The sequence below is a fragment of the Brevibacterium luteolum genome, assembly GCF_025147615.1.
GTDB lineage: Bacteria > Actinomycetota > Actinomycetes > Actinomycetales > Brevibacteriaceae > Brevibacterium > Brevibacterium luteolum.
The window spans coordinates 1-22,780 of the sequence record NZ_JALXPM010000046.1 but is presented as its reverse complement, the minus strand read 5'-3'; the positions used below and the strand labels follow the sequence as shown (position 1 = coordinate 22,780).

Sequence of the window (22,780 nt, the reverse complement as noted above, 5' to 3'; positions counted from 1 at the left end):
ATCGGAGGTCTTCTTTCACCTCAAATCCCGATCACAACCTCCCGAGGAAGTACATCTAGGCGCTGCGCCGCTGCCAGATGACGAAGAGAACCATCGCTGCGATGACGGCCCCAACCCCGGAGAGGAAGAGGATGATTTCGATCGGCCGGATGTCCCCGCCGAGTGCGTGCTCATCGACGTAGACGCCGTAGTTGTGTATGCTGACGGCCCAGGTGATGAGCATGCCGACGCCGAGGGCGGCGAGACCGGCACTGGACCAGGGGAGGAGACGGTGCGACTGCGTGTGCATGCGGGAGCCTTTCGGGGATCGGTCACCGGCCGCGGCGGCCGGTGCGCGGGTGCCCGTCAGGCTAGCACGGCCGGCTGAGGGTCAGCTCAGAGTGCGTAGTCGACGACGACCGGGGCGTGGTCTGATGCTCCCTTGCCTTTGCGTTCCTCGCGGTCGATGAACGCACCGGTCGCTGCCTCGGCGAGGGTCGCGGAGGCGAGCTGGAAGTCGATGCGCATGCCCTCCTTCTTGGGGAAGCGCAGCTTCTGGTAGTCCCAGTACGTGTACACACCGGGGCCGGGAGTGAACGGGCGGGCGACATCGGTCAGGCCGGCGTCGAGGAGTGCCTGAAAGGCGTCGCGCTCAGGCTGGGAGACGTGCGTGCAGCCGGCGAAGGCCTCCATGTCCCACACGTCCTCATCGTGCGGGGCGACGTTGAAGTCGCCGCAGAGCACGAGCTTGGCCTCAGGGTCTTCGGCTAGCTGCGCGGTGACGTCGTCGCGCAGGGCCGACAGCCACCGCAGCTTGTAGTCATAGTGCGGGTGATCGAGCTCGCGGCCGTTGGGCACATACAGCGAATGCACGCGCACCCCGCCGCAGTCGGCGTTGATCGCCCGTGCCTCCACGGCGTCGTCATCGCCGAAGCCGGGCACGTTCTCGAAGCCGAGCTGCACATCGGCAAGCCCCACCCGGGAGGCGATCGCCACCCCGTTCCACTGGTTCAGCCCGTGATAGGCGACTTCGTACCCGCGCTCCTCGAAGATCGCGACGGGCATCTGCGCGTCCTTGCACTTGAGTTCCTGGATGGCGAGCACATCGGCATCCGAGCGCTCCAGCCATGCACCGATGCGTTCGGCGCGGGCCCTGACAGAGTTCACGTTCCATGTAGCGATTCGCACGCCCCCACTCTAACCGAGGACACAGCCGCTGCCGGCTCCCTGGACCCACGCCTCCCTGGACCCACGCCTCCCTGGACCCACGCCTCGTAAGCGGCCCGAGGTGAGCGCCCGCAGCGCGAACAGGTGCCGTGCTGAAACAGGGCCGTGCTGAAACAGGGTCGTGCTGAAACAGGTGCCGTCCTGAAATGCCGACCCGGTCGATCAGTCCGGGCGGCGACACGGTAACGTGCGTCACACCGGCTGGGAGGAAAGTCTGCAGATGGAACGCAATGACGCTCACGCACTCGACGACATCATCGCCGCCCTGCCGGACGACATCCTCGTCACCGACCCGGTCAGCATGGAGGCCTACCGGTGGGATCGCGCCAACGACCCCGCTGCTGGCATGCCGCTCGTCGTTGTCCGCCCGACAACGACGGAGCAGGTCCAGCAGGTCGTCACGATCGCGGCGAAACACCGCACCGCGATCGTCCCCCGCGGAGCCGGAACAGGGCTCTCCGGAGGCAGCACCGCAGTCGAGCGGGGCATCGTCGTCTCCCTCGACCGGATGAACAAGATCGAGGTCGACCCCGTCACCCGCACCGTCGCCGCCGGGCCCGGGGCACTCAACGCCGAGGTCAAAGCCGCCGCAGCCGAACACGGACTGTGGTACCCACCCGACCCGTCATCCTTCGAGATCTGCTCGATCGGCGGCAACGTCGCCACCAATGCCGGCGGCCTGTGCTGCGTCAAATACGGCGTCACAACCGACTACGTCCTCGGTGTCACGGTCGTCCTCGCCGACGGCCGAGCCGTCACCCTCGGCGGCCCGCGCATCAAGGACGTCGCCGGACTGTCGCTGACGAAGCTGTTCGTCGGCAGCGAGGGCGCGCTCGGCATCTTCACCGAAGTCCAGCTGCGCCTCATCCCCGCCCAGAAGCAGCCGACGACCCTCGTCGCCACCTTCCCAACACTCGACGCGGCGACCGATGCGGTGATGGGCATCACCCGGCAGATGCGCCCGTCGATGCTCGAATTCATGGACCAGCCGACCATCAACGCCGTCGAAGACGCCACCAAGATGGGCCTTGACCGCGATGCCGCAGCAATGCTCATCGCCCAATCCGATGAGCCCAGCGGCGCAGCCCTCGACGAGATCCGGCGCATCGAGAAGATCTGCAATGAAACCGGGGCCACCGAATGCTTCGCCACCGACGACCCAGCCGACGGTGAGGCCTTCGTCGTCGCCCGCCGGATGGCGATCCCCGCCATCGAACGCCTCGGCGCCGTGCTGCTCGAAGACGTCGGCGTCCCGCTGCCCCGCCTCGGCGACCTCGTCCTCGGCATTGCCGAGATCGCGGAGAAGAACGACGTCACGATCGCCACGATGGCCCACGCCGGCGACGGCAACACCCACCCGCTCATCGTGCTCGAGCGCGGGAACCCCGCCCAGCACGAACGCGCCCACATCGCCTACGGCGAGGTCATGGACCTGGCCATCAGCCTCGGTGGCACCATCACCGGTGAGCACGGCGTCGGCCGGCTCAAGCGCCCGTGGCTGGCCGACTACCTCGGCGAGGACGTCCTCGAGCTCAATCACCGCATCAAGAAGGCGCTCGATCCCGATGGAATCCTCAACCCCGGATCGATCCTCGTGCCCGAGGAGCCGGGCTGCTGAGAGCTGCTTCACAAAAATCCGCAATATAGATACACTATTCCACGTAATGGAATCTATAGTGCAGGTATGCCCGCTCGCAGCATCCCCGGCATGGAGGAATGACGATGACTGACAATAATCAGACGACCGCATCGAACACAGTGACCCGCGCTGGTCTGCAGGTCGCCGCTGAGCTGGCTGACTTCACCGAACGCGAGGCGCTGCCGGCGGCCGGCATCGAGGCCGACGCGTTCTGGAGCGGAGTCGCTGAGCTGCTGGCCGACCTCACCCCGCGCAACCGCGAGCTGCTGGACATCCGCGAGCAGCTGCAGCGCAGGATCGACGACTACCACCGCAAAAACCCCGGCGCCCCGGATGCCATGGAGTACCGGGCGTTCCTCGAGGAGATCGGCTACCTCGTCCCCGCACCGGAGAACGTCACGGTCACCACCGAGAACGTCGACCCGGAGATCACCGACCAGGCCGGCCCGCAGCTCGTCGTGCCGGTCTCCAACGCGCGCTTCGCCATCAACGCTGCGAATGCCCGCTGGGGTTCGCTCTACGACGCCTACTACGGCACCGACGCCATCGACCAGAGCGGTGAGCTGGCACCGGGCAGCGGCTACAACCCGACCCGCGGCGCCGCCGTCATCGCCAAGGGCCGCGAACTGCTCGATACCGCCGCGCCGCTGACCGAGGGCTCGCACGCCGACGCCACCGGCTACCGGGTCGAGAGCGGCCAGCTGCACGTGACACTCAACGGCGGCAGTGAGGCCACGCTCGCCAAGCCCGAGGTGTTCGCCGGCTTCGCTGGTGACCCGGACTCGCCGACGAGCGTCCTGCTGCTGCACAACGGCCTGCACATCGACATCGTCTTCGACCCCACCGGCACGATCGGCACGACCGACGCCGCCGGCATCGAAGACATCGTCGTCGAATCCGCCGTCACCACCATCATCGACCTCGAAGACTCTGTGGCCGCCGTCGATGCCGAAGACAAGACGCACTGCTACCGCAACTGGCGCGGCCTGGCCACCGGCACCCTGTCCCAGGAGGTGACGAAGAACGGCCGCACCTTCACCCGCTCGCTCAACCCCGACCGCACCTACTGGGCACCTGACGGCAGTGACGAGATCTCCCTGCCGGGCCGGTCGGTGCTGTTCGTGCGCAATGTCGGCCACCTCATGACCACCGATGCGATCCTCAGCGCCGACGGCGAGGAGATCCCCGAGGGCATCCTCGATGCCATCATGACCGCGCTCGCCGCCGCACCGGCCCTGCGCGCCGGCACCGGCAACTCGCGTGCCGGCTCGATGTACGTCGTCAAGCCGAAGATGCACGGGCCCGACGAGGTCGCCTTCGCTGTCGAGCTCTTCGCCCGCGTCGAGCAGCTCCTCGACCTGCCTGCGCGCACGCTCAAGATCGGCATCATGGACGAGGAGCGCCGCACGAGCGCCAACCTCGCCGCCGCGATCGACCAGGCAGCCGACCGCGTCGTATTCATCAACACCGGCTTCCTCGACCGCACCGGCGATGAGATCCACACCTCGATGCAGGCCGGGCCGGTCGTGCGCAAGGCCGAGATGAAGTCCCAGAGCTTCCTCAAGGCCTACGAGGACGCCAACGTCGACATCGGCCTGGCCGCCGGCTTCCGCGGCCACGCCCAGATCGGCAAGGGCATGTGGGCGATGCCCGACCTCATGCACGACATGCTTAAGCAGAAGATCGGCCACGTGAAGGCCGGCGCGACCGCCGCCTGGGTGCCCTCGCCGACGGCGGCCACCCTGCACGCGCTGCACTACCACCAGGCAGACGCCTTCGAGATCCAGAGCGAGATCGCCACCCGTGAACCCGCCGGGCTCGACCCGCTGCTCGTGCTGCCGCTGGGCGACCCGGCCTCGCTGAGCGACGAGGAGCGCCAGACCGAGGTCGATGAGAACGTCCAGTCGATCCTCGGCTACGTGGTCCGCTGGGTCGACCAGGGTGTCGGCTGCTCGAAGGTGCCCGACATCCACGACGTCGCCCTCATGGAGGACCGCGCCACCCTGCGCATCTCCAGCCAGCTGCTGGCCAACTGGCTCGCCCATGACATCATCAGCCGCGACCAGGTTGATGAGAGCCTTAACCGCCTGGCCGCTGTGGTCGACGAGCAGAACGCCGGGGATCCGAACTACGAGCCGCTCGTCACCGACGGCAAGGGCAGCGGCATCGCCTTCGAAGCCGCCCGCTCGCTCATCGTCGACGGCGCCAGCCAGCCCAGCGGCTACACCGAGCCGATCCTGCACCGCGCCCGCCGGGCCAAGAAGGCCGAGCAGCGCGCCTGAGCGGCAGCCGTCAGATGACAGGGCGGGATCAACCATGTGCGCTTATGCTGTGGCCATGGCATCGACACCCAGCCTGAGTTCCGTGCCCGCTGCCCCCGCGCCCGAGGCGCCGGTCGCCCTCATCACGGGTGCCACCAGCGGCATCGGGCTGGCGATCGCCCATGAGCTCGCCGCCGACGGCTACCGGCTCATCCTCGTCGCCCGCGACCTCGCGCGCCTCGACGCCACAGCCGTCAGGCTCATGCACCGCTACCGGATCGTCTGCGAGGTGCTCAGCTGCGACCTCAGCCGGACTGAGGGCGACGGGACGATCGGCGGGATCCGGCAGGTCACCGACCTCATCAACTCCCGCCGCGTCGACGTCGTCGTCAACAGCGCCGGCTACGGACTGCGCTCTTCGCTGCTGAGAACCGACCCGGCGGAGCTCGCGAAGCTCGACACCGTGCTCATCCGCGCCGTTGAGGACATCTCCTGGCATGCCGCCCATGCGATGCGCGCCCGCGGCCGCGGCGGCATCGTCAACATCGCCTCGATGGCCGCGGTCACGACGATGGGCACCTACGCCGGGGCGAAGTCCCATGTGCTCATCTTCACCGAAAGCCTCGCCGCCGCACTCGCCGGCACCGGCGTGACCGCCACCGCGGTGCTGCCCGGGTTCGTGCGCACCGAGTTCCACGACCGCATGGACGTCGACATGTCGCATCTGCCGACCGCAGCCTGGGTCGACGCCTCGACCGTCGCCCGGCAGGGGCTGCGCGATGCCCGTGCAGGCAGGGTCGTCTCCGTGCCCGGCCTGCAGTACAAGCTCGCCTACGCCGCAGCCCAAGTGCTGCCCAGACCCCTCATCCGGTTCGCCAGCAACGGCTTCCGCTTCACCCGGCAGCCACGCCGCTGAACTCCCGAGGCCGCCCGCGCAGTGAAGACAAGGTGCCTTTGGGGAATCGGCAGCCGGGCACAGCGAGCGGCACGCCTCGCCACGAGCAGCCCCTTCCGCCTATCAGCCGCTTCGCATATGCAAGGCCAAGCATGCAATATAAACGCAGGTAAGAGGCCGATTTCCGGACTCGGGTGGCGCGTGTGACCGGTGAGATTTTCTTCGCAGGACAAGTTCACAAATCAACTAATCCATGGTTAAATGGTGATAATTCGACCCGGTGGGGATCGGGCGAATGACGGACGTATGGGGATGCGTCCGGGTACTCGAGGGGAGTGCTGCAAAGGCCCCGGGAAGTCGCGTGACGCGCCCCGGGGTCTTTGTGTTTCTCCAGGCAGGACCTCTTCAGCTGGCACTCGGCTTCGTCCACGTAGACTGAGCGCATGTCAGAAACTGCGAAATCCCAGCTGCTGCAGCTCATCGACGAACTCGCCGTCGTGCGCGGAAAGGTCACGCTGTCCTCCGGCAAGGAGGCCGACTACTACCTCGACCTGCGCCGGGTCACCCTCGACCACCGCAGCGCCCCGCTCATCGGCGACGTCATGCTCGACCTGCTGGAATCCACCGGCTACCTCGACGAGGTCGAGGCGATCGGCGGCCTGACGATGGGCGCCGACCCGGTCGGCACCGCGATCATGCACCGCTCCGTCGTCCGCGGCACCCCCAAGGACACCTTCGTCGTGCGCAAGGCCGCCAAGGAACACGGCATGGGCCGTCGCGTCGAAGGCCCCGATGTGGCCGGCCGCAAGGTCATCGCCGTCGAGGACACCTCGACGACCGGCGGCTCCGTGCTCACCGCCGTCGAAGCACTCCGCGAAGCCGGTGCTGAGGTCATCGCCGTCGCCGTCGTTATGGACCGCAACACCGGTGCCAAGGAGCGCGTCGAGGCCGCAGGCCTGCCGTACCTCATCGCGCTGAGCACCAGCGACCTCGGACTCGACTGAGCGGCCCGATCCCAGCCGGGCCGGCGCCTCGGGCCCGGTACGCATGCTGCTGGGATTGGACGGCAGCTGACACCGCACGCAACACTAGACCCGGCGCCGCACGCGGCGCGCACCCCCGTCAATCGAAGGACCACCCGTGCTCGAACTCACCGGCATCACGCTCAAGTCCGGCCGCAAGACGTGGCTGAAGGACGTATCGCTGACCGCCCGCCCGCGCCGCCTGACCGGCATCGTCGGCCAGCGCGGCTCCGGCAAGACCGAACTCGTCCGCGTCATCATGGGCCTCATCACCCCCGATGAGGGCACCGTCGAACTCGAAGGCCACGAACTGGGATTCGGCGACCGGCAGAACTTCGGCTATCTGCCCGCCGAACGCGGCGGCTACCCGGGGATGAAGGTCCTCGAGCAGATCGTCTACCTCGCCCGCCTGCACGGCATGACGATGGGGGCAGCCGAGCGCAACGCCGTCACTCTGCTCTCGCGCCTCGACCTGTCCGACCGCGCCTACGCGCCGCTGTCGCACCTGTCGGGCACCGAGGTCGCCCGGGCTGAGATCGCCGCCGTGCTCGCTGCCGATCCGGACGTCGTGGTTCTCGACGAGCCGTTCGACGGCCTCGATGCCGCCAGCACCGAGAAGGTCTTCAGCCTGCTGCGCGACCACGCCGACTCCGGCGTCCCGGTCATCTTCACCTCCGATTCCTATGAGCTGACCGAATCGGTTGCTGATGACGTCATCGCCCTCGACCACGGCAAGGTCGTCGGGAAGGGTGCACTGGCCACGCTGCGCCGGGACGCGAGCCTGTACGCCGTCCGCTACGAGAGCGCTGCCGCCGCCGAGGCGGGACGCACCAGCCTGGCCGCTCACCCTGGCATCGATGTCGCAGACGATGAGGAGACCGGCGCAGCTGACCGCGAGCTGGTGGTCTTCTCCGCATCCGATCCGCAGGGGGCCTTCGCTGCCGTGGCTGAGACGAGCGGCGTGACAGAATATGGTGCGCACAACGCGAGCCTGGCCGAGCTGCTGAAGGAGAGGATCTGAGTGAACGACAAGAACAAGAAGGACCTCACCGACCCGGTCGACCCCACTGACCCAGCTGAGGCCAGCACCCCGGTCGACCCGGCCGACCCGACGGCTCCCGGCGCCGATGACGACCTCGTCATCCTCGATGAGGACACCGAGCCCGGCGAAGCCGATGCCCTCGCCGAGGACGCAGACGCAGACGCTGAGGCTGACGCTGAGACAGACGTCGATTCCGAGGACGAGATCCCGGTCGAGACGATCGACTCCGATGACGATCTGCTCACCGATGCCGATGTGCCCTATGAGCTGCGCGAAGACCGCCCGGATCCCGGCAGCGAACCCAAGACCGGGCTCGTCTCCGAGTTCCGCGACCTCACCGGCCGGCAGGCCGCCTGGCTCGTGTCCAACCGCGAGACCGTGTCCGTGTCCCGCTCGCCGCTGTTCTACGTCACCAGCCTCATCCTCGGCCTGGCCGTCATCGCCGCGATCATCATCGGCGCGCAGAACGCCAGCCCGGAAGGCTCCACCGGCGACTCCACCCTGGCCACCGTCGGCCTCGGCGAACAGGCCGCAGCTGCCGAACAGCAGCTGGGCCTGAAAATCAAGGACGTCGACTCCGTTGAAGAGGCCCAGGAGCTCGTGCGCAACGGCGAAGCCGATGCCGCCCTCCTCGTCGACCCCTCGGGCATGGGCCAGCAGCAGCTGGTGGCGCTGAACTCCAAGCCGACGGAGATCATGAACAAGCTGCAGCCGGAGATGCCGGTGACCTACCTAGAGGAACCACCCGTGCCGGCCACGGCCAGCTCGGTGTTCGTCTGGGGCATGGCCCTGCTGCTGCTCGCCTCCGTGCTCACCCTCGGTGCTGCCCTGTACGCCAACGCCCGGGTCGAGAAGCGCAACCGCCTCGCCGAGGTCATCGCCGCCACCATCCCGCCCAGGGCCGCTGCCTGGGGCCGGGTCTACGGGCTGACGGTGCTCGCACTCGTCTACCTCGTCATCACCGTCGGCGTGCTCATGCTCGGCCTGTCGATCGCCTCGTTCAACTCCCTGGCGATGGCCGCGCTGCCGGGCATCGGCTGGTTCTCAGCGATCTTCCTCATCGTTGTGCTGCTGTACATGTCGCTGTTCCTGTGGGCAGCCACCCCGGCCGGGCGCCGCGCCCGCCAGATCAGCTGCGGCCTCATCGTGCTGCTCGCCGCCGCCGGCGCCTTCGTGCCGATGGTCTTCGCGCTCAAGGCCGACATCCTGCGGATCCTGTCCTTCATCCCGTTCACCGCCCCGGTCGCCATGCCGATGCGCTACTTCGCCGGCCAGGCCGAGTGGTGGGAGGGCCTGCTGGCCGCCGGCATCGCGCTCGTCCTTGCGCTCATGGCCTTCGGCCTCGCTTCAGGCGCCTATGAGAAGAACCTGCTGCGCGGCGCCGGACACGGCGGACGCACCGTCAAGCTGCGCAAGAAGGGCGCCGGTGCCGAGGCGGACAAGAAGTCCGCTGCCGCCGACGACTCCGCAGATGCAGACGATGCCGACGCCGAGGCGGACGAGACTGACGACGTCGACGACGCTGACGAGTCCTCCAGCGGGTCGACGGCTGCGAAGACCGCCACGAAGGCGAAGCCTGCGGTGAAGAAGCCTGCCGCCAAGAAGTCCGGCTCCAAGAAGAAGCCGTGACCCAGCCACCGGGTGCTGAGCACCCAGCACCTGCACCAGGGGTCGATGCCGACACCACCGTCGGCGTCGGCCCCTGGGCCGGTGAGTGGCCGACCGGCGAGCACTACGACCCGGAACTGCTCGCCGAAGGCGACCGCCGCAACGTCGTCGACAAGTACCGGTACTGGAAGCTCGAGGCGATCGTCGCCGACCTCGACCGCACCCGCCACGGCTTCCACGTCGCCGTCGAGAACTGGCAGCACGACCTCAACATCGGCTCGGTCGTGCGCACCGCCAACGCCTTCAACGCCGCCGCCGTCCACATCGTCGGCCGGCGCCGTTGGAACCGCCGCGGGGCGATGGTCACCGACCGCTACCAGCACCTGCACCACCACCCCGACGCCGAGGCGCTGGCCGCCTGGTGTGCCGAGCGGAGCCTCCCGCTCATCGGCGTCGACAACTTCCCCGACTCCGTGCCCCTGGAGACCTACGAGCTGCCGGAGAAGTGCGTGTTCCTCTTCGGCCAGGAGGGCCCCGGCCTCACCGACGCCGCCCACGCCGCCTGTGAGGCGGTGCTGTCGATCGAGCAGTACGGTTCGACCCGGTCGATGAACGCCGCTGCCGCGGCGGCGATCGCCATGCATGCCTGGATCCGCCGGCACGCCTTCGGCCAGCCGTGCAGCTGAGCCCCACCTGCCGCACACCTCCAGCCATGCGCCAGCGGGCATAGACTCAGATCATGCCTACCATCCTCACCGGCGCCCGCCTGTTCAACCGCGCCCCTGACGCAGACCCCGTCGACATCACCCTCGATGACGGCACCATCGCAGCCATCGCTCCCGCCGCCGAGGCGGCCCCCGCCTCGACCGCGGACGTCATCGATGCAACCGGTTACGTCGTCATGCCGAGCCTCGGCGATGTCCACGCCCACCTCGACTCGAACCGGCTGGGCCAGACGTTTAGGCCGCACACCGCCGGATCCAGCCTGCACGAGCTCATCATGAACGACCGCGCCAACTGGCGCCACGGTGAGCGCAGCGCCTACGACCAGGCCGTTTACGCCGCCAGCCGGATCGTCGCCTCCGGCGCCACCCGCATCCGCACGCACGCCCAGATCGACTCCGACTGCCAGCTCGAGCGCTTCGAAGCCCTCCACGCCGCCAAGGAGACCCTGGCCGGGATCGTCGACATGGAGATCGTCGCCTTCCCGCAGGCCGGGCTGCTGCGCGATGCCGACGCCCCGCGCTACGTCGAACAGGGGCTGGCCGCCGGCGCTGACCTCATCGGCGGGCTCGACCCGACGACGTATGACCGGGACCCGAAGACGCACCTCGACATGGTCTTCGGCTGGGCGGAGAAGTACGGCATCGGCATCGACATTCACCTGCACGAACGCGGCACCGTCGGCGTGTTCAGCCTCGAGGAGATCATCGCCCGCACGCAGGCAGCGGGCATGCAGGGCAAGGTGACCGTCTCACACTGCTTCGTCCTCGGCAGCGTCGCCGAGCGCGAACAGCGCAGGCTGGCCGAGATGCTGGCGGCCAGCCAGATCGCCGTCACCACTGTCGCCCCGGCCGGCACCGTGCTGCCGCTGGGGATGCTCGCCGAGACCGGCGTGCGGGTGGGCCTCGGTGAGGACGGCCAGCGCGACTACTGGAGCCCGTACGGCGACGGTGATGTGCTGCGCCGGGTGTGGCAGCTGGCCTTCACCAACGGCTTCCGCGCCGATGCCGACATCGAGCACTGCCTCGACGTCGCCTCCCGCGGCGGCCGCCACATCCTCGACGGCGTCCCGCACGCCCCTGCCGGTGACGTGACCTCCGATGCCGAGGCGGGACTCGCCGTGGGTGCCCCGGCTGACCTACTGCTGGCCAAGGCCGACACGGTCACCGCTGCGATCATGGACTGCCCGGATGAGCGGCTCGTGTTCAAGGCCGGCCGGCTCATCGCCCGCGACGGAGAGCTCACCGGCTGAGGGGAGCGGTGGGGAGTGTCGAAACCGGAACAGAGATGCGTAGCGAGCCCGCATGTGTTCGGATAGGTTGAGACCAATGCCGCGAAGCCGTGGCAGTGACGATGCGTGAAAGGTGCCCCATGAAGACGCTGAAAGACCGAGTGACGAAGCCGTTGGCCGTCGGCTTGATGCTCCTGCTGGGGTTCGTCCTCACCGGGTGCATGGCCGTCAACATCGACATGGAGATCGACAAGGATCTCAAGCTCAGCGGCACCTGGCAGTACACCTTCGACCGGCAGATGCTCGAAGACCAGTCCTCGCAGTACGGCAGCTACGGAACGCCGACCAGCTACGAGGACGAGCTCGACAAGTCCGTCCAGGAAGCACAGGCCGAAGCGCCTGAAGGAGTGACGGTAGAGAAGGTCTCCACGGACTCCGATCTCGGCATGAAGCTCACCCTCGACAAGGTCGACCCGAACACGCTGACCGACGGCTCGGAGACGGGTCTTGAGGGCCTGTCAATCAGTGAGGAGAACGGCGAGATCTCGTTCTCGATGCCGAACTTCATCCGCTCCTCGGATCTGGGCACCGGCAGTGTCGCCGAGTACTCCGGCGGCGGGGACCCGTCGGACATGTTCACCGAGGCGCAGGTCAAGCTCACCTTCCCCGGTGACATCATCGACGCACCCGGCGGTGAGATCGACAAGAACGTCGTCACCTACGACCTGAAGAACTACGACGGCGACACCATCACCGTCAAGGCCAAGAAGTCGAACTTCCCGTGGTGGATCCTCTTCGTCATCGGCGGCATCCTCCTGCTGCTGCTCATCGGCGGGGGCATCCTGCTCGCCGTCCTGCTCTCGCGCAAGAAGAAGCGCCAGCAGCATCAGGGTGCCCCGGCCACTGCCGCCTCCTACGGCGTGCCCGGTCAGTACGGCCAGCAGGGACAGTACGGTCAGCAGGGTCAGTACGGACAGCCCGGTGGCCCGGCAAGCACCGGCTCGGGTCCGGGCCAGTACGGCCAGCCGCCCCAGCAGGGCCAGCCTGGTGCCGGGCCCTCGGCTCCGGGTCAGTACGGTCAGCCGGGACCGCAGAGCCAGCCTGGCCCGTACGGCCAGCCGCCGCAGCAGGGTCAGCCCGGTGGGCCCGGTCGTGTGCAGCCGCCGCAGGCACCCGGTTCGGCACCAAGACCCTATGGTCAGCAGGGCGGTTCGCAACCGCAATGGGGACAGGGTCAGCCCGGCCATCAGTACGGTCAGCCGCCCCAGCAGGGCCCGGGACGGCCGCCCCAGCAGGGCCCGGGACAGCCGGGTTACGGCAATCCCGGATACGGTTCAGGTCCGCAGCCGCCGCGACAGTGAGAGCTGAGCGCGCATGACATGCGCTGAGCATTGAGGGGTCCAGACGTCAGTCTGGGCCCCTCTCGTCTGCGTGGAATTCGATGCTGGTGATGTTGTCAACGTGCTCTCGGCAGACGGTTAGAAATTGATCTGCGAGATGGTGATGTCGAGGGACTCGGCGACGTCATCGAGGATGAGGCGGCCCGTTCCTTCGAGAAGCGAACCATAGGCGTCACGGTAGGGACCGAGTTTCCACGCACCGCGCACATGTGAAACGCGGTCGGCGAAGACAACGGCCACCTCCGCAGGATCCGTGCTGCTGAGTTCTGCTTGACGGGAATGCCAGATGATTCCCGCAGGGTGCTGTGGATCGGCATGAACTGCTCGAGCGACTCTGCGGGTGCACGGGTAGTGCTCGGGAGAGCTGCTCGCAAGCTGGGGCCGGGTGAAGCCGAGTCGATTCAGCTGTGGGTCCCGAAGGTCGATCAGCTCCAAATCACAGGGCGGAATGAGCCGGGCATGAAGTTTGCCGTGCAGCGATAGTTCCGAAACGACTCGTGGCACCTGCTCATGAACGTCATGGAAGCTGGTTTCGAGTAGTGCTGCAGAAAGTGAGTCAGCGACGTAGAGCGTCGGAACACGATCCTGTGTGTCGAGTGCATCGAATGGCGCGAACCTCGTGTCTCCGAAACCGGGGTTTGGGTGGCTGAAACCATCCTGCGAGTCGTAGACCCGATACCAGTGCCGGGTGCTCGGGACTGTGACGATAGGCAGTTCGCCGGCTTCTGCTAGACCACTGAGTTCAACAGCGGCTACCGTGCATCTCTTCGGGTCAGGACATTGCAGGTCCTGGGGAGGGAAGAGGCGGGTCATGTGCTTTCCGTCGCGCGCCGGATCTCGGCAGCGTAGCGATCTGAGGCTCTCGCCGCTCGCCCAGCGTCGGTTCTCACTACTTCGGCCGGGACTTCTCCGCTGAGGAGCCCGTTCGGCTGTGTTAACCATGCCCAGAGAGACCAGCCATCAAGGCCGGCTCTGAGGAGGGGGCGTATCAGTTCGACGACGTGAGGGTCAGCGTTACCGGAGCTTGTGAGCTGCACCTTGGGAATCATGGTGGCCCCATTGAGTTCGACAGTGAACAGCTCGTTACGCTTCCGCATTCTCGACACCCAGGTGCGCACCGAGCTCTCCTGAGAGCTGCGTGTCGCTGCGAGAGACGCGTAGGTCTCGAAGCCCTCTTCTTCCATGAGGTGCTGTCGGAGGCCCGCGCTGCGCTGGATCTGCTTCTGCGACGCGAGCGAGATGAGCGCCGCGCTCTCGTCGAGCATCGTCTTTCGGACGTATGAGACGAAGGCAGCACGCGCCGCTACCTTCCTGTGTCGATCTGCCCGGATCAGGGCGAGGGCATGTTCCAATTCTTCCTTGCTGGCTCCCACGACTTCGAGATGGCCGTTGACGTCGTTGATGTGGAGCTGGTCTGAATTATCGACGGTCATGGTAGCCCTCCTTCACCTCATTGTAGCGATGTAGCGTGAGAGCATTATGTGCTACACGCATAGCATCTGTGGAGAAAGCATCAGCTTGCCCCGGGAGGATCTATGCGCTTGCGCGATTCGGGCGGGGCGAAACGACGATGGTCATCCGGCGGAGCCGGTTGCGGCCCTGGCCGGGCAGGGCCCGGATGCTGCATTCCCTGCTGCCCCGGACCATACCCCGGCTGCGGATGCGGGGGACCAGGCGGATGCGGAGCGGGCTGGCCATAGGGTCCAGGCTGACCTTGCGGCGGCATCTGCTGATCCTGCGGTGGCACGACACCGGGTCCAGCCGAGGGTGGGCGGCCAGAACCGCTGGGCCCGGAATAGCCAGGACCTCCCGGCCCTGGTCCCGCAGAGCCATAGCCTGACCCGCCGTACGCCAGCCCACCTGGCGCCGGCATTCCGGGAGGCGCAGCCCCATAACCTGGACCACCATAACCGGGTCCTGGAGGCATCGCCTGCCGCCGGCGCTTATTGCGCACGACGACGGCGATGATGATCCCAGCGATGACAGCAAGCAGCAGCACACCTCCGACGATGTAGAGGATCCACCACGGGAACGATGAGGCCTTCGCGGTCACGGTGATGGTGTCGCCGCTGAATTGCCGCAGGTCGAACATCACCGTCTTCCCCTTGACCTCGCCGCCGGGTGCGCTGACGACACGACCGGGGAACGTGAAGGTCATCTTCGCCTCATCGAACATGAACCGGCCGGGAGCATGGCTCCAGCCGGCGGACCCATAGCTGGGGCCGGCGTCATCGATGAGGAGGAAGTTGGGCATGCGCAGGGTGATCTGGTCGTCGTGCTCGATCAGGTGCAGTCCGCTGAGGCCGAAGTCCTCCACCGCGGTATGGCTGGGGTCGACCGCATCGTAGGTGTAGCGCGCCCCGATGTACTGCTCATCGGCGATCTTCTCGATGCTGACACCTGCAGGCAGGGTCTGCCGTGCCTCTTCGATCGACTCATCGATCAGGGTGTCAGCGTCGCCGGTGCCCGAGCCGTAGGTGCTGGAGCCGAATGCGCTGAGGTCTTCAACGGCAGTGCGCTCGATGAGTGCGTCGACGGTGCCGGAGACCATCAGGTCCCTGCTGATGGCGAGGTCGCCGTTGATCTTCATGCAGCCGGTGAGCAGGACGGTGAGGACGAGCAGGACGACGACTGCCAGGTGGCGGGTGGCAGAAATCCGGGGCAAGGTCATCGCGGTTCCTTCAGCGGGTCATCACTGGCGGCAGCGCAGTGCACTCCTCAACCTAACCGAACTCACCGCCGGCAGCCACCGTGCCCATCGTCTGCACAGCAACCGACCCCGAGGCGGTTCTCACCACCTCGGGGTCGGTTCAGGGGAGTGCGCGGGTCAGGCGGGGAGTCTCGGTCTGCCGCCCGCGGTCTCAGCCGGCCTGCAGGTCGGCTGCACGGGCTTCGATGAGCCCGCCCATCTCGGCAAGCTCGGCAGTCAGCGCGTCGGCTTCGTCGAAGGTGCGCGGAATGACCGTCAGCCGCTTGGCGTAGTGGCCGATCGGGTACTCCATCGTCATGCCGATGCCGCCGTGCATCTGGATCGCCTCCTGGCTGATGTGCCGGCAGGCGTCGTCGATGACGAGCTTGGCTGCGATGACGTCCCGGTGACGGGTCTGCGGGTTGTTCTCGATGACGGCGAGCTTGGCGTACAGGGCCATGCTCTTGGCGTACTCGAGCGTGGCGTACAGATCGGCTGCGCGGTGCTGGAGGACCTGGTTGCGGCCGATGGGGAAGCCGAACTGCTCGCGGGTGTGCAGGTACTCCGCGGTCATCTTCAGCGAGGCCTCCATCGCGCCGACGGCCTCGGCGCACAGGGCGGCGTTGGCGGTGTCGATGACGGCAGCGATTGCATCTGAAGCATCGCCTTCGCCCAGGCGGGTGGCCGGGGCGCTGTCGAAGAGCACTGAGCCGGCCTTGTGGCCATCGGCCTGAGTGCGCACGTCGATCGTCACACCCTCGGCTGCCGGGTCGACGAGGAACAGGCCAACCCCGCCGTCGACGGCAGCGGAGACGATGAGCCGGTCGGCGGCTCCGAGTCCGAGCACGCCGGACTTCTCGCCGGTCAGCGTCACACCGGACTCCGCGACCGAGGCGGTGGTGCCTGGGTGCGTAAGATCGTAGCGTCCGGCCGGTTCGTAGGCGGCCAGCGCCAGCTTCGTCTCACCGGCGGCCACACCGGGCAGCAGCTCCGACTTCTGCTCGTCGGTGCCGACGGCGGTGATGAGCCCGGCGCCGAGCACGACGGTCGCCAGGTACGGCTCCAAGGTCAGTGCGCGGCCGAACTGCTCCATGACGACGGCGACTTCGGCAAATCCCATGCCGGCGCCGTCGTAGTCTTCGTCGATCGGCAGGCCGAGCAGGCCGATCTCAGCGAACTGGTTCCACATGTCCGCGCTGTAGCCGGCTTCGGAGGCGAGCACCTCGTCGCGGGTGGCGGCGTCGTATTTGGTGGAAAGCAGGCGGCCGACGGTCGAGGCAAGCTCCTGCTGGACGTCTGTGAGTTCGAGATCCATTGAGTTCTCCTAGTGGTGAAAGAGTCGAGCCTGCGGATCAGAGTCCGAGCAGAGCCTTCGAGATGATCGAGCGCTGGACTTCCGAGGAGCCGCCGTAGATGGTGACCTTGCGGTAGTTGTAGTAGTGCGGGCCGGCATCGACAGCACCCGGAGGCAGGGTCGTGAAGCCGGCGGGCACCTCGCGGCTGTTGACGAAGTCGATGCCCTGCGGGCCGAGCACGTCCATCATGAGCTCGGAGATGTCCTGCTGGATCATCGAGCCGCGCAGCTTGAGCACTGAGGAGCGCGGATCCGGCTTGTCATCGCCCGCGACCTGGGTCGAGAGGATCCGCAGCTGGGTGAACTCGAGCGCGGTGAGTTCGGCTTCGACCTTCGTCAGGCGGGCGGCGAACAGCGGGTCGTCGAGCAGCGTGCCGCGGGAGGTCTTGGTGGCCGCGGCGTAGGCCTTGACGCGGGCCAGTGCGACCTTCGAGTCGCCGATCCGGGCGATGCCGGTGCGCTCGTTGCCGAGCAGGAACTTCGCGTACGTCCAGCCCTTGTTCTCTTCGCCGACGAGATTCTCGACGGGGACCTCGACGTTGTCGAAGAACACTTCGTTGACCTCATGGCCGCCGTCGATGAGCTCGATCGGGCGGACGGTGACACCGGGGGACTTCATGTCGATGAGCAGGAACGAGATGCCGGCCTGCTTCTTGGCATCCGGGTCGGTACGCACGAGGTTGAAGATCCAGTCGCCGTGCTGGCCGAGCGTCGTCCAGGTCTTCTGGCCGTTGACGATGTAGACATCGCCCTTGCGCACCGCTGAGGTCTTGACCGAGGCGAGGTCGGAGCCGGCATTGGGCTCGGAGAAGCCCTGCGACCACCAGAGGTCGATGTTGGCCGTGGCCGGCAGGAAGCGCTCCTTGAGCTCCCGGGAGCCGAACGTCGCGATCACCGGGCCGACCATCGCGGTGTTGAACGGCAGCGGAGTCGGCACGGAGGCCAGCTGCATCTCCTCCAGCCAGATGTGGCGCTGCACGGGCGTCCAGTCCTGGCCACCCCATTCGACCGGCCAGTTCGGCACCGCGTAGCCGTGCTTGTTGAGGATGCGCTGGCTGGTGACGATGTCCTCTTTGGACAGCTCCTGGCCGATGGCCTGGCGGTAGCGGATTTCCTCCGGGATTTCGGTGCGGAAGAACTCGCGCATCTGATGGGCGAAATCGAGCTCTTCCGGGCTGAGCAGATGATCCATAAGAACTACCTCGATCGTTCGATAAGTGAGCGTGCGTTCAGTCTAAGCCTGTGGTTGAGGTCTCACAACTCGATCGGCTGGCGGCAGGAGGGCTGGTCTTGACTGGCGGCCGCGCCCGAGGCGGTGGTCAGGTGTCCCGGCGTGCGACCGCTGCCGTGGCGGAGCCTTGGGGAACGGGGATGACGAGGAGGAGCCCCAGGGCCAGCACGGCGATGATGCCGATGACCCCGGCGCGCTGGAAGCCGAAGATCATGATCGATACGGCGAACATCGCCGGGCCTAGGAAGCTCACAGCCCGGCCGGTGGTGGCATAGAGGCCGAAGTTCTCTCCGGCCTTCTCCGGCGGGGTGATGCGGGCGAGGAAGGAACGACTGGCCGCTTGCACCGGTCCGACGCAGAAGCTCAGCACCATTGCGCACACCCAGAAGATCGTGACGCTGTCGGTGAAGACGATCGGGGTGCCTGCGACGATGAGGACGATGAGCCCGCCGATGATGACGCTCTTGGGCCCGAACCGGTCATCGAGGAACCCGGCGAGGATCGACCCGATGCCGGCGACGATGTTGGCTGCGACGCCGAGGATGATGACATCAGCGGGGGAGAACCCGTAGGAGCCTGCTGCCAGGACGCCTGCGAAGGCGAAGATCGCCGCCAGCCCGTCGCGGAACACGGCCGAGGCGATGAAGAACTTCAGCGTCCGCCGCTCATCGCGCCACATCGTCACCAGCCGGATGACCAGTGCCTTGTAGTCGCGAGCGAAGGCGACGATCGGATTGCCCTGTTCGCGCACGGCTGCTGTGTCGGCGGCACCGGGTGCGAAGAGGAAGACGGGGATCGCAAACAGCAGGAACCACGCTGCGGAGATCACCGCGACGATCCGGTAGCGCAGGCCTTCTGTATCGGTGGCGCCGAAGAGCCCGACGTCGGGCTGGATGACGGTGACCAGCAGGATGACGAGCAGCACGAGCCCGCCGACGTATCCCATGCCCCAGCCGAACCCGGAGACTTTGCCGATGTTGGCCGGTGTCGTGATGCGGAGCATGAGCCCGTTGTAGGAGACCTCTGCGAACTCGAAGAAGACGCTGCCGGCAGCCAGCAGGATGAGCCCGAGCGCCAGGTGGTCGGGGGAGTCCTTGACCCAGAACATGCCAGCCATGCTGGCGACGACGATGAGCGTGTGGACGCCCAGCCACATCTTGTGCCGCCCGCCGGCATCAGCCCGGGTGCCGGCAGCTGGGGCGACGAGGGCGATGATGAGACCGGCGGCGGCCATCGACCAGCCGAGCGCGGTCGATCCGGCCTCCTCGGTCGAGGCGACGGCCTTGGTGAGGTATGGGGCGAAGACGAAGGTGATGATGACGGCGTTGAACGCCGCCGAACCCCAGTCCCACAGCGCCCACGCGGTGATCGCCGTACGCGAGCTCCCGCGCGGAGCCGGGCCTGTAGCGGTGTCGGCCGGTGTACGCGCTGCCGCGGCCTGCCCTGGGGCCGGGCCGCCGGAGGGCGGGGGAGAAGAGGTCATGGTTCGACTTTAGCCCGGAACCGCCCGCCTGCAGCCGATGCACATGTGGCAATACGGACCCTGAGGTGACAAGATCGGGAGTACGACCGACCATGCGTCCATCCCTGCTCGTCGAAGGAGAAGCCCATGCCCATCGCAACGACCGAGGTCTATTCCGAGCTCATCGACCGTGCCAAGTCGCAGCAGTTCGCCTACCCCGCCGTGAACTGCACATCCTCGCAGACCATCAACGCCGCGATCCGCGGCTTCGCCGAGGCTGAGTCCGACGGCATCATCCAGATCTCGACCGGCGGCGCCGAGTACATGTCCGGGCCGACCATCAAGGACCGGGTGCGCGGTGCAGTGGCCTTCGCCGTCTTCGCCCAGGAGGTCGCCAAGAGCTACGACGTCAACATCGTCCTGCACACCGACCACGCCCCCAAGGATGCGCTCGAGCACTGGGTCAAGCCGCTGCTGGAGATCTCCACCCAGCGGGTGAAGAACGGCGAGCAGCCCCTGTTCGGCTCCCACATGTGGGACGGCTCGGCCGTGCCGCTGGATGAGAACCTGCAGATCGCTGAGGAGATGCTCAAGCTCTCGCAGGAGGCCCACACGCTGCTCGAGGTCGAGATCGGCATCGTCGGTGGTGAAGAGGACGGTGTCGAGAACGAGATCAACGAGAAGCTCTACACCACCGTCGAAGACGGCCTGGCCACCGCGAAGGCACTCGGCACCGGCGAGAAGGGCCGCTACCTGACCGCTCTCACCTTCGGCAACGTCCACGGTGTGTACAAGCCCGGCAACGTCAAGCTGCGCCCGGAGCTGCTCAAGGAGATCCAGGACGCCGTCGGCGCCGAGGTCGGCAAGGACAAGCCCTTCGACCTCGTCTTCCACGGCGGCTCGGGCTCGACGGCCGAGGAGATCGCCGAGGCCGTCCGCAACGGCGTCGTGAAGATGAACATCGACACCGACACCCAGTACGCCTTCTCCCGCCCGGTCGCCGACCACATGTTCAAGAACTACGACGGCGTCCTCAAGATCGACGGTGAGGTCGGCAACAAGAAGATCTACGACCCGCGTTCCTGGGGCAAGGCCGCAGAGGCAAACATGGCCGCCCGCATCGTCGAGGCTTGCGAGCACCTCGGCTCGGCCGGCAAGCGCATGAAGTGACCTGACCACAGCACCGGCGGCTCCACCTCAGACGGCATCTTCCCGTTCCCGAGGTGGGGCCGCCGTTGTCACGTCCGGGTGCCGGTATCCGGCGTTGGTGGCTGGGGCCGGTAGACGAGGGTGACGAGGACGACGGAGATGATCATGAGCAGGAACCAGGCGACCAGCTTGGAGATCGAGACGAGCTCCCAGCCGTCGTTCTGGTGCGGATAGATCCACGAGCCGGTGTAGGTGCCGATGTTCTCGGCGATCCAGATGAAGAAGGCCACCCCGATGAATGAGACGAGCACCGGCATCCGGCGGTACGGCTGATCGCGGTGGTTGCGGAAGTGCATCATGCACCGTCCCCACACGAGGAGGACCGCGGCGACGAGCAGCCAGCGGATGTCGGGCAGGTAGTGGTGGGTGAAGAAGTTCGCGTAGATCGCTGCGGCGATGAGGGCCGTCAGCCAGATCGGCGGATAGTGGCTGAAGCGCAGGTGGAAGAGCTTGAAGACGCGCACGAGGTAGGAGCCGACGGCAGCGTACATGAACCCGGTGTACAGCGGGACTGAGCCGATGAATAGCAGGCCGTCACCTCCGTAGCTCCACGAGCCGACGGAGGTCTTGAACAGCTCCATCCCAGTGCCCACGACATGGAAGATGACGATGACCCACAGCTCGCGGCCGGTCTCGAGTCGGCCGATCACCATGACCACTTGGATGCCGATGGCGATGATCACGAGGGCATCGCTGCGGGAGAGCCCGGCTTCGGCCGGGTAGAAGAAGTGTGTGAGGACGAGCGCTGCCAGCATCGCTGCGCCGAACAGGCACGCCCACGCCTGTTTGAGAACGAAGACAGTGAACTCGGTGACGATGTGGCCGAAACGCCCGCCGCGACCGAGTTTGCCGGTGGCCAGCCGCCGGTGTGCCCACGCATCGATCGCGACTTCGACGCGAGTGAAGTCCGGGCGGCGGGAAGACGGCATGAGTCCACCGTAGGACCGCACCCTGTGAGCCGGATTCAGGCAGACGTGACCGGTGAGCCCGTGCAGGGCTCACCGGTCACAGCGATCAGGTGATCAGAGGAGCGTGCGCCAGGTCCCGCGGGTGTCGTAGACGATGGTGCTCTGCAGGCGGCGCTGATCGTAGTTCTTGAACTCCGAGTGGTCGACCAGCAGCAGCACGATGTCGGCCGTCTGGACGGCCGTTTCGAGATCGGTGAGCTCGACGTTCCCCTTCTCGACCAGCGAAGCAGGGAGCTCATCAATGTTCGGTTCGACAGCGAGGATAGTACCTTCGGACAAGCGGTCGGCCAGTGTCTCGGCGATGTACATGGCCGGGCTTTCGCGCAGGTCGTCGATGTCCGGCTTGAGCGCGAGCCCCGAGACGGCCACCCGGGGTTCCTTGAATCGCTGGGCCTTGGGCACCACCTGATTCAGAACGAACTCGGGCTTGTCGTCGTTGACCTCGCGGGCGGTGCGGATGAGAGGGGTTTCCTCCGGTGCCGCTGACACGAGAAACCACGGATCGACGGCGATGCAGTGTCCGCCGACACCAGGTCCAGGCTGAAGGATGTTGACGCGCGGATGGTGGTTTGCCAGGTCGATGAGCTCCCACACGTCGACGTTGAGCTTCGAGGCGACGACGGAGAGCTCGTTGGAGAAGGCGATGTTGACGTCGCGGTAGGCATTCTCGACAAGTTTGGCCATCTCGGCCGTGCGGGCGTCGGTGATGTGGAACTCGCCGTCGCAGAACAGACGGTAGAGATCGCGGGCACGTTCGCCGGCATCGCCGTTGAGGGGACTGCTGAAGGTTTGGTTGACTTCACGACTGGATAAATTCCAGGAAGGATGGAAGTCATGCCC

20 protein-coding genes are annotated in these 22,780 nt (G+C 66.7%); 10 read left to right on the top strand and 10 right to left on the bottom strand.

Annotated elements, in window-relative coordinates; translation table 11 throughout:
* Positions 1 to 55: 55 nt before the first annotated feature.
* Both M3C25_RS10880 and M3C25_RS10875 read right to left on the bottom strand, forming a co-directional pair.
* On the bottom strand, positions 56 to 289 hold the full coding sequence (locus M3C25_RS10880) for a hypothetical protein (RefSeq protein ID WP_259856631.1): 234 nt from the start codon (positions 287 to 289) through the stop codon (positions 56 to 58).
* Between the two features lie 86 nt (positions 290 to 375).
* The gene (locus tag M3C25_RS10875; RefSeq protein ID WP_259856629.1) at positions 376 to 1,167 is read right to left on the bottom strand and encodes an exodeoxyribonuclease III; all 792 of its coding nucleotides are present in this window, start codon (positions 1,165 to 1,167) and stop codon (positions 376 to 378) included.
* Positions 1,168 to 1,426: 259 nt separating this feature from the next.
* Between M3C25_RS10875 and M3C25_RS10870 the strand changes: the two genes are divergently transcribed.
* From M3C25_RS10870 to M3C25_RS10830, 9 genes are all read left to right on the top strand, one after another.
* A complete protein-coding gene (locus M3C25_RS10870) occupies positions 1,427 to 2,824 on the top strand; it encodes an FAD-binding oxidoreductase (protein WP_259856627.1) in 1,398 nt (465 codons plus the stop codon).
* Between the two features lie 104 nt (positions 2,825 to 2,928).
* The gene (locus M3C25_RS10865; RefSeq protein ID WP_259856625.1) at positions 2,929 to 5,127 is read left to right on the top strand and encodes a malate synthase G; all 2,199 of its coding nucleotides are present in this window, start codon (positions 2,929 to 2,931) and stop codon (positions 5,125 to 5,127) included.
* A 55-nt stretch (positions 5,128 to 5,182) separates the two neighbouring features.
* Positions 5,183 to 6,022 carry an SDR family NAD(P)-dependent oxidoreductase gene (locus tag M3C25_RS10860; protein ID WP_259856624.1) on the top strand — a complete coding sequence of 280 codons (840 nt, stop codon included), beginning with the start codon at positions 5,183 to 5,185 and terminating at the stop codon, positions 6,020 to 6,022.
* A gap of 422 nt (positions 6,023 to 6,444) precedes the next feature.
* Entirely contained in the window at positions 6,445 to 7,005 is a 561-nt protein-coding gene (gene pyrE / locus M3C25_RS10855) for an orotate phosphoribosyltransferase (RefSeq protein WP_170273643.1), read from the top strand.
* A gap of 136 nt (positions 7,006 to 7,141) precedes the next feature.
* Positions 7,142 to 8,044 (top strand): ABC transporter ATP-binding protein, encoded by a 903-nt coding sequence (locus M3C25_RS10850; RefSeq protein ID WP_259856622.1) that lies wholly within the window; start codon positions 7,142 to 7,144, stop codon positions 8,042 to 8,044.
* Positions 8,045 to 9,694: an ABC transporter permease gene (locus M3C25_RS10845; RefSeq protein WP_259856621.1), complete on the top strand. Its 1,650-nt coding sequence runs from the start codon at positions 8,045 to 8,047 to the stop codon at positions 9,692 to 9,694.
* Positions 9,691 to 10,359: a TrmH family RNA methyltransferase gene (locus M3C25_RS10840; protein WP_259856619.1), complete on the top strand. Its 669-nt coding sequence runs from the start codon at positions 9,691 to 9,693 to the stop codon at positions 10,357 to 10,359. Before M3C25_RS10845 ends, M3C25_RS10840 begins: the two co-directional genes overlap by 4 nt.
* A gap of 53 nt (positions 10,360 to 10,412) precedes the next feature.
* On the top strand, positions 10,413 to 11,648 hold the full coding sequence (locus tag M3C25_RS10835) for an amidohydrolase family protein (RefSeq protein ID WP_259856618.1): 1,236 nt from the start codon (positions 10,413 to 10,415) through the stop codon (positions 11,646 to 11,648).
* Positions 11,649 to 11,767: 119 nt separating this feature from the next.
* Positions 11,768 to 12,988 (top strand): LppM family (lipo)protein, encoded by a 1,221-nt coding sequence (locus M3C25_RS10830; protein WP_259856616.1) that lies wholly within the window; start codon positions 11,768 to 11,770, stop codon positions 12,986 to 12,988.
* Positions 12,989 to 13,105: 117 nt separating this feature from the next.
* Here M3C25_RS10830 and M3C25_RS10825 read toward each other — a convergent pair whose 3' ends face one another.
* The 6 genes from M3C25_RS10825 to M3C25_RS10800 all read right to left on the bottom strand — a co-directional run bounded on the left by M3C25_RS10825 (position 13,106) and on the right by M3C25_RS10800 (position 19,784).
* Complete coding sequence (locus M3C25_RS10825; RefSeq protein ID WP_259856614.1) at positions 13,106 to 13,840, bottom strand: RES family NAD+ phosphorylase; 735 nt, start codon at positions 13,838 to 13,840, stop codon at positions 13,106 to 13,108.
* On the bottom strand, positions 13,837 to 14,460 hold the full coding sequence (locus M3C25_RS10820; RefSeq protein ID WP_259856612.1) for a hypothetical protein: 624 nt from the start codon (positions 14,458 to 14,460) through the stop codon (positions 13,837 to 13,839). Before M3C25_RS10820 ends, M3C25_RS10825 begins: the two co-directional genes overlap by 4 nt.
* A gap of 80 nt (positions 14,461 to 14,540) precedes the next feature.
* On the bottom strand, positions 14,541 to 15,698 hold the full coding sequence (locus M3C25_RS10815) for an LppM family (lipo)protein (protein WP_259856610.1): 1,158 nt from the start codon (positions 15,696 to 15,698) through the stop codon (positions 14,541 to 14,543).
* Positions 15,699 to 15,888: 190 nt separating this feature from the next.
* Positions 15,889 to 17,031, bottom strand: coding sequence for an acyl-CoA dehydrogenase family protein (locus tag M3C25_RS10810; RefSeq protein ID WP_259856608.1), 1,143 nt, complete (start codon positions 17,029 to 17,031; stop codon positions 15,889 to 15,891).
* A gap of 37 nt (positions 17,032 to 17,068) precedes the next feature.
* The gene (locus M3C25_RS10805; protein WP_259856598.1) at positions 17,069 to 18,262 is read right to left on the bottom strand and encodes an acyl-CoA dehydrogenase family protein; all 1,194 of its coding nucleotides are present in this window, start codon (positions 18,260 to 18,262) and stop codon (positions 17,069 to 17,071) included.
* A 127-nt stretch (positions 18,263 to 18,389) separates the two neighbouring features.
* The gene (locus tag M3C25_RS10800) at positions 18,390 to 19,784 is read right to left on the bottom strand and encodes an MFS transporter (RefSeq protein WP_259856589.1); all 1,395 of its coding nucleotides are present in this window, start codon (positions 19,782 to 19,784) and stop codon (positions 18,390 to 18,392) included.
* Between the two features lie 126 nt (positions 19,785 to 19,910).
* Here M3C25_RS10800 and fbaA point away from each other — a divergent pair, with 126 nt between their 5' ends.
* Positions 19,911 to 20,933, top strand: coding sequence for a class II fructose-bisphosphate aldolase (gene fbaA, locus M3C25_RS10795; protein WP_259856587.1), 1,023 nt, complete (start codon positions 19,911 to 19,913; stop codon positions 20,931 to 20,933).
* 68 nt (positions 20,934 to 21,001) lie between these two features.
* Here fbaA and M3C25_RS10790 read toward each other — a convergent pair whose 3' ends face one another.
* Together M3C25_RS10790 and M3C25_RS10785 are read right to left on the bottom strand one after the other, a co-directional pair.
* Entirely contained in the window at positions 21,002 to 21,901 is a 900-nt protein-coding gene (locus M3C25_RS10790; protein ID WP_259856585.1) for a DUF817 domain-containing protein, read from the bottom strand.
* A gap of 93 nt (positions 21,902 to 21,994) precedes the next feature.
* Positions 21,995 to 22,780, bottom strand: a 786-nt coding sequence (locus M3C25_RS10785) for a nucleotide sugar dehydrogenase (protein WP_259856583.1), incomplete at its 5' end; no start/stop codon positions are given.